This window comes from Streptomyces gelaticus, assembly GCF_014649535.1.
Taxonomy (GTDB): domain Bacteria; phylum Actinomycetota; class Actinomycetes; order Streptomycetales; family Streptomycetaceae; genus Streptomyces; species Streptomyces gelaticus.
Genome location: NZ_BMTF01000057.1, coordinates 1 through 6,505 on the forward strand (window position 1 = coordinate 1; position 6,505 = coordinate 6,505).

The 6,505-nt window shown below is 68.6% G+C and carries 6 protein-coding genes; 1 reads left to right on the forward strand and 5 read right to left on the reverse strand.

The genetic code is table 11. The annotated features are described in order from the left end of the window. Positions 1-262: 262 nt before the first annotated feature. On the forward strand, positions 263-1,402 hold the full coding sequence (locus IE107_RS34120; protein WP_189548223.1) for a L,D-transpeptidase family protein: 1,140 nt from the start codon (positions 263-265) through the stop codon (positions 1,400-1,402). A gap of 445 nt (positions 1,403-1,847) precedes the next feature. Here IE107_RS34120 and IE107_RS36265 read toward each other — a convergent pair whose 3' ends face one another. The 5 genes from IE107_RS36265 to IE107_RS34140 form a co-directional block, all read right to left on the reverse strand. Then, positions 1,848-2,156: a group II intron maturase-specific domain-containing protein gene (locus IE107_RS36265; RefSeq protein ID WP_373302558.1), complete on the reverse strand. Its 309-nt coding sequence runs from the start codon at positions 2,154-2,156 to the stop codon at positions 1,848-1,850. A gap of 131 nt (positions 2,157-2,287) precedes the next feature. Beyond that, on the reverse strand, positions 2,288-3,346 hold the full coding sequence (gene ltrA, locus IE107_RS35625; protein ID WP_308434283.1) for a group II intron reverse transcriptase/maturase: 1,059 nt from the start codon (positions 3,344-3,346) through the stop codon (positions 2,288-2,290). A 488-nt stretch (positions 3,347-3,834) separates the two neighbouring features. Further along, positions 3,835-4,104: a hypothetical protein gene (locus tag IE107_RS34130; protein ID WP_189548224.1), complete on the reverse strand. Its 270-nt coding sequence runs from the start codon at positions 4,102-4,104 to the stop codon at positions 3,835-3,837. A gap of 302 nt (positions 4,105-4,406) precedes the next feature. Further along, the gene (locus IE107_RS34135; protein ID WP_189548225.1) at positions 4,407-4,685 is read right to left on the reverse strand and encodes a hypothetical protein; all 279 of its coding nucleotides are present in this window, start codon (positions 4,683-4,685) and stop codon (positions 4,407-4,409) included. A gap of 691 nt (positions 4,686-5,376) precedes the next feature. Beyond that, positions 5,377-6,309: a hypothetical protein gene (locus IE107_RS34140; RefSeq protein ID WP_189548226.1), complete on the reverse strand. Its 933-nt coding sequence runs from the start codon at positions 6,307-6,309 to the stop codon at positions 5,377-5,379. Between the last annotated feature and the right edge of the window lie 196 nt (positions 6,310-6,505).

A 6,505-nucleotide genomic window follows, 5' to 3' on the forward strand; every position in this document is an offset into this window, starting at 1 on the left:
ACCGCGAGGCACCGACGCCCGCTGGCACGGCACCCTCAACGGCATCTCCGCCGAGTACGTCTACGAAATCCCCCGCAGCGGCGGCATCCACTGGGACATCACCTTCATCTGACCCCCACACCGCCCCCGGGCCACCGGCGGCCCGGGGGCAGCCGCCACCGCACCATCCCGCACCCCTTCCTCTTCCCGGACCCCGAGCCGCGCCATGCCCCGGCGCGGTCCGGCCGGCCGGACCCACACGACACGAAAAGGAAACTCCGTCATGAACCGCAGCACTTTCTGGGCCACCCTGACCACCACCGCCCTCGCCATCGCGGCCTTCGCCACGCTCGGCACGCAGGCCCCCGACACCGCCACCGCCAGCAGCAGTGACCCGGCAGCCTCAGCCGCGCGCTCCGTCGCCCCCGCTTCCCGAAACCAGCAGCAGTGGCCCACCCTGCGCACCGGCAGCCAAGGGGCCGCCGTCACCGCGCTCCAGCAGCTGCTCACCGCGCAAGGGCACTCTCTGACCGCGGACGGGGCGTTTGGCCCGCGTACCGCGGCCGCCATCCAGGCCTTCCAGAAGGACCAAGGCCTCCAGGCTGACGGTGTCGTCGGTCCGAACACCTGGAACGCCCTGACCACCACCCTGCGTTCCGGCAGCCAGGGGGCCGCGGTCACCGCGCTCCAGCAGCTGCTCACCGCGCAAGGGCACTCCCTGACCGCGGACGGGGCGTTTGGCCCGCGTACCGCGGCCGCCATCCAGGCCTTCCAGAAGAGCCAGGGCCTGCAAGCGGACGGTGTCGCAGGTCCGGCTACCTGGAACGCGTTGATCACCGCGCCCGCCGGCGCCCGGCCCAGCACCGGCACCGGCACCGGCACCGGCACCGACACCGGCCAGAACGCCCAGCCCGGCCCCACCGGGTACTCCCTGAAGTTCACCAAGAACCAGCAGCACCCGATGTACTCGACCCTCGCCCTCGTCCACAACGGCAAGGCGGTCAAGAGCTACCGCGCCAACTCCGGCATGGGCAGCAAGGACACCTGCCTCTCCAACGAGGGCTGGCTGCCCGACGGGACCTACAAGGTCAAGGGACACGAGACCAACCGCGGAGGATGGAACTACAACCCCAATGTGCAGATCCAGGGCTACGCCATCCAGCTCGAGAACAAGACCTGCACCCCCAAGGCCGGCCAGAAGCCCGTCGAGCGCACCGACATGTTCATCCACAGCGAGATGCTCGCCGACGGCACGCAGGCCGTCGATGTTCCCCTCAAGGAAGACGACTTCTGGCGCTGGGACGCCGACTTCGACTACAAGTCCAACGGCTGCATCAAGCTCAAGCCCACCGACCTCAAAGACCTGTTCTCCCACCTCGACCGGGCCGGCTGGCCGAAGAACCTGACCCTCCAAGTCAGCTGACACCCGCACCACCAACGCCCGGTGGGCGGCACCTCGTGAGGGGTGTCGCCCACCGGGCGTTTCGCGGGTACGGCACCACCGGGGGCGCCGCGCCGTCGCCGAAGGGTGTCACGCGGGATCGCGGGACGACGGTTCCTCGTCTGCACGGCCACCGGCCCCGAGGATCCGCCGCGAAGACGGGGGCGCCACCAGGCGCGAACCGAGCACGCCCCGGGCCCGCAGCTCATCAAGGTCGGACAGACGCTCTCCAGGAAGAGTATCGAGCAGATCGGCCTGGGCAGCGCGGATGCTGAGCGCGGGAGCCTGAGGGCCGACGCCAAGAACACGGCGGACAGTCACTGGTAGTCAGGGGCGCGGTGCCCAGCGGGCCCGTTTCCCCATCCCCCTTTCAATCCGTACGTGCGGTTTTCCCGCATACGGCTTACCGATGATCTTCTTGACAAGGTTACGCCGCCTTCGGATAGCGAATCGTGCCACGCATTCGGTACAGGCCGTGCCCTCTGAACCACTCTTCTGCCCATTCCGCCCATTGCCCAGCCCGTAGGTTGCGTCCCCGCTTCTTAACCATCAAGCGTTGGAGCCGCCACACCACGTACCCGTCAATAGTTCGGAACTTCCGAGCAGCGTTCCCGGTTCGGAAATAGTTACCCCAGCCGCGCAGGATCGGATTCAAGTCCGCGATCACATCGCGGATATCCATTCCAGTCCGACGGCGGTCAGTCCTCTCACGGACTTTGTCCCGGAGTCGTTTCATTGCCGCTTGCGACGGCCAGCGGTGCAGATAGAAGCGGATCTTTCCGTACTTCTCCCACACCCTGCCCGAGAAGCGCGCCCTGAAGTGGCAGCCAAGGAAGTCGAGCCCTTCCCGGCCCTCTCTGAGGTCAACTACCTTCGTCTTGTCGGGTGCAGTCGCAACCCTAGCGAGTCGAGGATCTCCCCGACCGCCGTCAGAGCCGCCCTTGCCTGGGACGCCGTTCGGCACAGGACAACACCGTCGTCCGCATACCTCACCAACTCCCCCACTCCGCGCTGCAACAGCTCGGAGTCCAGGACGTGCAGGTAGATATTGGCGAGCAGAGGAGAAATTACCCCGCCTTGCGGTGTCCCAGCGACCGTCCGCTGGAACATCCCGCCTTCCATCACACCCGCTTGCAACCACAGACGAACCAACTTGAGCACCCTGCGATCCGACACCCGGCGCTCAACCTCGACGAGAAGACGGTCATGGTCAATCTCGTTGAAGAAGTTACGGATGTCGAACTCCACAACAAAGCAGTGGCCCTTGATGAAGCCCTCACGAAGCCGCTCCATCGCCTGCGTCGCCGACCTCTTCGGCCGAAACCCGTACGAGCACGGAAGGAACCCCGCCTCGAAAACCGGCTCCAACACGATCTTGGCCGCCTGCTGCGCCACCCTGTCACGGATTGTTGGAATACCCAGTGGCCGTTGGCCACCCTGTGGCTTCGGGATATCCACACGCCTGGCCGGCGCGGGACGATACGTGCCTGCGCGGAGATGTTTCTGAAGTTCGCCGAGCAATCGCCTGGCACCATACTCCTTCTCCACAAACGCCAAGGTGACCCGATCCACCCCGGCACTTCCTCTGTTGGCTCGGACTCGTTCCCACGCCTCCCACAGCACGTCACCTCTGTGGATACGGTCATACAGGGCGTGGAAGCGCCGCTCCGGAGACTGCTTGGCCGCAGCCCATAGCCCGCGTTGGAGTTTTCGCACTTTCGAGACGGACGCGTGCCCGTCCACTACGACAGGAGTTATCCCATCGGGGTAGTTGGACCAGGTCGCCCCGGCCATGCCCTCGCGCTTACCCCCGCCACGGGTGTGATCAAAGTGCGGGCCCTTCCCTCCCGGCGCGTTATGTTGCACGCCGATCTGCGGTACTACGCCCCGCTCGGACTCCCGCTGCCCTCCGGACGACTTCACCATCGGCTTATACGTCCGGTCTCGTGCCCGACGTCAGGCGTGGTCAGACGGGTCTCTCCTGTTCCGGCCCAGACCGTGCACACGTGCCGCCCTCCATACCCCGGGAGGACTCCGAGGGCTGACCCCGGAACAGGGCCCTCAGAACATGGCCTTCGCCCCAACGTGACGGGCTCGGCTCCTCCGTTGTCGATGTGACGAGGCTGCAAGGTTCGCTTGATGCTACGGCCCGCGTGCTCGCTCCCTCCAAAGAGGCTTTTGACATCCCGCTCAGCCCGCCGCGTCTCCACGACGAACCGGGACCTACTACCGGGCACTCCGGTGTCTACCCGGACGGGACTTTCACCCGCAGGCCTGGACCAGCTTTCAGGACGCAACACGCCGGCCATCGTACGGGCAGCACATCACCGACCACCCCGACCGCCGGGCGCTTCATGTGTCCTCGGTGCGGAGCAGGCCGCCCGGCCCCCGAGGCCGGGCGGACAAACCGGCGATCACCACCCCCGCAGCAACTGGGCGACGCTGGCCACGGTGACAACGACCGCTGCCGCACCGGTGACCGGCTCGATGAGCGCCGGGTGCTCGTGCATCACGTAGGCGACGCATCCTCCCCCGAGCAGGAACACCGCGGCCCGCAGGGACCGGTCGGACTGCTGCGCCGCTGGCGGCACGGCCGGCACCGGGGCCGGGGCGGCGGGCGCGGCTGGGGACGGAGCGGAAGGTGCGGCCGCGGCCGGGGTGGTCGGGGTCGAGCTGGTGGTCATGTTGTCGGTCTCCTTCGTAGGCGTGGTGGTGACGGGGAGACACATTCGGGTCCGGCGGCGTCGCGTTCCAGCTCTCGCGAATTTCCGTTCCGCGTCCTGCCGGGGCTGGCCGCCGGGCGGCAAAACGGGGATTCGTGGGGGGCTTGACGTCACGGGTTCCGGTGTCGGGCCACACAATGGGGCAGCCGGGGGTTAGCAGCGCAACCCCCGGCTGGCCAGGCCAAATTCGCCCATGCCCAGGCCGCATTCAAGGGAGACCGGTCTTGAATGCGGCCTGCGGGTCCGGTAGGGCCCGCGGCGCGCTACGGGACGTCGCCGTTCCAGTCCCACCAGCCCGGGTCCCCGGAGCGCTGTACGTATTCGGCACGTCCGCCCGCGCCATACAGGCCGACCTCGGTGATCAGCAGCGCCCCGCCGGCCCGCTCGTCCTCGGTCCAGCCGGTGACGTCGAGGAGCTGCCCGTCGAGCGCGCCGTCGACCAGCTCCACGTACGTACGGCCCTCCTGGGGGCCGGGGTGGGGGTTGTCGGGGTCGGTGCCGTAGACGTGGCGGGGCGCAGGGCGGGGTACCAGGTCGTCCATGCATCCGCCGTGGCGCCGGTGCTCGGCTACCCGCCCAGGGGACCGGCCTTCCGCTGGGCGGCCATCCCTGCGAGCGCCCACTCCAAGTTGCCCGCCGCGCCCCGCGGGGCCGGCCATGAGCGCCCGGCGTAACTGACGGGTCATCACACACCGTAATCGGCGGTGCGGCTGCGTTCCACTCCTCACCGCTCAATTCCTCGCTCGCCGAAGCCTCCCTCGGAGATGGAAAATCCGGCGGCGGGCCCAGTCACCGCACCGGCCGCAACGCCCCCGCAGGCGTGGAAGATTCCATTCCGGCCGCGCCCACCGCGGCAAGAACGTTCCCGTATTCCACCCAGCCGCACCCGCATGGAACGACCAGTCCCCCGCTGCTCGCCAGGGCCCGCCGGCGGCGCCCCTCGCTCTCTCGACGAGCGGCCACAGCACCGCGGAAGACCCGAGCCGGGTATGGCCCGAACACTGACCCATGCTGGAAAATCGCAGGTCATAGCGTTCCGTCCCTGAGTCAGTACCGGATCTCACCTCACCGTTCCCCGACCGCACGCGCCACTGACTCAGTGCCGGAGATCAGCAACGCTGGGCACGCACGCAAGGCCGGGGCAGCGAAATGGGTGGGGGTGGAATCCCTGGAATTCCACCCACCCTGTGCAGCGCGCCGGGCAGCCCGCCTGCATTCCACAGCGGTGGAACGTCACATGTCGGCGGCCCGCTTGATCTGCCCGAGGTACTTCCGCACCGTGCCCTCCCGGTAGCCGCAGCGCTCCGCCAGGACCGGAGCAAGGGCCTTCGCCGAAAGCTCCTGCTCCCCCGGCGGCAACTGCCTGTAGTGGAATTCCACCCGTGCCGGGCCCGTCAGATGAGAGCCGTCCGCCTGCTCGGCCTCGCCCTCGCTGATGTCCGGGGCCGGCTCCCCGGCATCGGGCTCGTCCTCATGACGGGGCTTCGGAACTCGCGCCTGGACGATGCTGCGGCCACCGCTCTCGCCACCGGATGCATGCACCGGGTGCCGTTCCGCCGCCGGCAGATCGCCGTCGGAGCTGCTCGGGAGGCACTCCTCTTCGTTGCTCTTCCCACCCTCATGGTCGGGGGTCGTCTCGGCGGTCTCGTCCGCTGCCGCCGATGCCGGATCGGCCTCGGGGCCGTAGTCCTGTTCGCGCTCCTGGAACAGAGCGACGTAGTCGCGCAGTTCGTCCGCGGTAACGGGCTGTCCGGTGGCGCCCATGATGCCGTCACGCTGGTACACGTACTCGGCGAGGGCCGCAGCATCGGGGGGCGAACCCCGCTCCGCCGCATACGTGAGCCAGGCGTTGTAGAAGTAGTCGGCCCACGTCTCTTCGTCGGCTGCGCCCCGGGAAGCGGCGTCGTAGCCGGTCCTGTCTTCCGGCACGGGCGCTCCGTGCTGTTTCAGTACGCGCAGCAGGGGTTCCAGTTGCGTGTCGGAGAGCGGGTCTCCGGCTGCGGTGGCGATGCCGTACCGGTTCTGGAGCCAGAGAGCGAACTGCTCGCTCGTCGGCTCGGAGGCGTAGGCGGCGAGCCAGGCCCGGTAGGCGTCGGCAAGGCGCCCTTGGGAGCCGGCATCGTCCGGTGCAGGTTCGCACTGCCGTGCAGGGGTCGCTGAAGACACCCGGCTCGTCGGTTGCGGGTAACCGGCTCGCGGCTGTGCGAGTTCCGTCTCCCGCGCGGCGGGGGCCTCAAGTGCGGGCTCTGCCTCTGCTGCGGAACCTGGACCGGGGCCTGGGGTGTGGCCGGTTCCGGGGCGGGGGGCAGCAGGGCCGGTTCGATGCCCGCGGCGGCGAGGCCGGCCGGAGCGGTCTCGGCCA

Bases quoted from the DNA above. Each gene is read 5' to 3' on its own strand.
- IE107_RS36265 (WP_373302558.1), bottom strand. From the start codon at position 2,156: ATGAAACGACTCCGGGACAAAGTCCGTGAGAGGACTGACCGCCGTCGG.
- IE107_RS34120 (WP_189548223.1), top strand. From the start codon at position 263: ATGAACCGCAGCACTTTCTGGGCCACCCTGACCACCACCGCCCTCGCC.
- IE107_RS34135 (WP_189548225.1), bottom strand. From the start codon at position 4,685: ATGGACGACCTGGTACCCCGCCCTGCGCCCCGCCACGTCTACGGCACC.
- IE107_RS34130 (WP_189548224.1), bottom strand. From the start codon at position 4,104: ATGACCACCAGCTCGACCCCGACCACCCCGGCCGCGGCCGCACCTTCC.
- ltrA (WP_308434283.1), bottom strand. From the start codon at position 3,346: ATGGTGAAGTCGTCCGGAGGGCAGCGGGAGTCCGAGCGGGGCGTAGTA.